General features: G+C 63.1%; 2 protein-coding genes. One reads left to right on the top strand and one right to left on the bottom strand.

The annotated features are described in order from the left end of the window. Positions 1 to 171: 171 nt before the first annotated feature. Positions 172 to 1,134, top strand: a complete 963-nt coding sequence (locus ACT84W_RS03810; protein ID WP_444328256.1) for a hypothetical protein — start codon at positions 172 to 174, stop codon at positions 1,132 to 1,134. 314 nt (positions 1,135 to 1,448) lie between these two features. Here the strand turns inward: ACT84W_RS03810 and ACT84W_RS03805 are convergent. After that, on the bottom strand, positions 1,449 to 2,257 hold an 809-nt coding region (locus ACT84W_RS03805), incomplete at its 5' end, for a DUF5131 family protein (protein ID WP_444328255.1).

The following is a 2,257-nucleotide window of genomic DNA, read 5'->3' as shown; positions in this document are numbered from 1 at the left end:
GCCCCCAATGGACACCGTCCTTCTTGCCGACTCGCCAATATGCACAGCCTTCTAATTCCGAAAACTCCAAGGCAGACAAGCACCAAACTCGCCGGGGGGCACAGTCAAGCCCCCGTATACAGCGGAGTATCATTTGGGCAGCCCAGCGTCCGCGTTTGCAGGAGGCGCACCATGCAACAAACGGTACCGAACCAGAAGAGTCGCGAGGATATCGTCCCCGCTGTTTCATACGTCGATGTGGTTCCGCAGCCCGATCCTCAGCCGAGCCTTTCCGATCTAATCTGCGAACGTCCGCCGTTAAAGTTCGGCCTCATCGTGCTCCTGATCATTGCCGCCCTTCTCTCGGAGTTTTTCGGGCGCCCGCATTTTGAGAACGTCGAAACCTGGAGCAGTACCATCGAGGTGATCGACGCCAAGAAGGACAACGTGCTGGCGCTCACCACCTCAACCATCGCGCTTTCGGCTGCCATCTCGGCCCTCCCCGACGACACCGGCACCCCTGTGGCAGAGCAGCTTACCCAGCTCTCCGGCAACCTGGGAATCGTGCTCGCAGTGCTCTACCTCGAGAAGTACCTGCTCACGGTTTTGGGGTTCCTTTCGTTTGGCGTGCTCGGACCCGCCGCCTTCGTACTTCTTGCCGCCTCGCTCCTCGCGCATGGCCGTCTGAGCACCGGGCACACGCTGTTCATTCTGGGTGTCCGTATACTCCTCGTCGGCATCATCGCTGTGACAGTGGTGCCGGCGAGCGTATGGGTCACGCAGCGTATCGACGAGACCTACCAGATAAGCATTTCGCAGACGGAGCCCGAGGGAAGCGCCGAAGAAAGCGAGCCCGCAGGCGATGAGAGCCAGGAGAACAAGAACTTCTGGGACAGCATCGCCAGCGGCGCCGCGCAGCTCGTCTCGAACCTGAAGGATGGCATCAAGAGCGTGACCGACGGCGTGGTCGAACAAGTCACGAATCTTATTGAGGGTACCATCGTGATGATCGTGACCTCGTGTCTTGTCCCTCTCTTGGTGCTCGCCGTGTTCCTCTGGATGGGGCACTCGCTCATGGGCATCGACGTCTCTGCGCCGACCAATTACCTGGCGCGGCGTTTGCCTGGGAAGAAGCGGCATCAGGTGAGGGGATAACGGGGCCTTGTACCGACGACGATAGGCGCGCGACCAGCAGCCTGCGCGAGAATACAGGACCGTCGGTAAACGGGTCTTTGAGCTGCGCGGGAAACCGGGAGCGTCGGTACCGATGCTCCCGGTTTCTGTTGAAAAGAAGCCCTTCTCGCCGCCGACTGCGCGGGAATCGAGGAGTATCGGTACCGACGGTCGGCGATTCTGGCGCAACCCGGCGCCCGCCTTACCGACGGTCGGCGAATCCCGCGCAACCCGGCGCCCGCCTTACCGACACTCCCCGTTTCGCGCGCAGCCGGGGAGCCGCACCCAGTCCCCCGCTACGCCCCGCCCGTCTCCGCGACGAGCTCTTCCCACGTGCGCAGCAGCTCCACAGGCTCGCCGCAGCCGCCGCAGTTGCTGCAACCGTTGCAGGTCAGGCGACCGCCGCAACACCGGCACTTCTTGCGAAATCGCGGGACGTAGAGGTCGTCATCGGTCAAGGGCAGGCCGAGCGAATCGGTGAGCCGCCATTCGATGGGCTTGCCCTCGTAGCCCACACCGGATTTGTACGCTTGCTCGGCCTGAAGGCGTCTGGGGATGCGGTATGTGCGGCCGTCCACCACGAAGTTCGAGCCCGTCTCGATGAAGGAGAACGTCACGTCGTGCTCGCGGCACTCCGCGGAGAGCGCCTGCACCCACAAGAAGTCGCACGCCCGCGAGCCCTCGTAATTCTCGCCACCGCAAATGACCTGCTCCAAGCCAGCGCCATGTGAGGGGGCGCCGAAATAGCGGCCCACGCTCACCGGCCCGATAAAGGGCGCGCACATGATGCCCTTGTGCTTGGCGGGCGTCTTGAGCAGGATCGGGATCCGCTCGTCAGCGCGGCGCTGGTTCTCGCACGTGACGTTGAGCATCACGTTGTCCCAACCATCGCCCCAATCCGGCGGCAGGCACTCGGCGAAGCGCTCGGGGCGCTTGGTGAGGATAAAGAAGCGGACGTCGGGCCGGGCATGGATGATGCCCCACACCTCGTCGCGCCAGGAGTCTGCCTGCTCAATGAGGAAATCCGAGTTCATGCAGATGCGGATGAGCTCGCCGGAGCGCACCTTGTACGCGCCGTCCCGCGTGCGCCGCAGCGGATAGTCGA

The sequence above is a fragment of the Paratractidigestivibacter sp. genome, assembly GCF_052362415.1.
Classification (GTDB): domain Bacteria; phylum Actinomycetota; class Coriobacteriia; order Coriobacteriales; family Atopobiaceae; genus Paratractidigestivibacter.
Note: the sequence above shows the minus strand (reverse complement) of the source record. Positions and strands in the feature narration are given on the sequence as shown.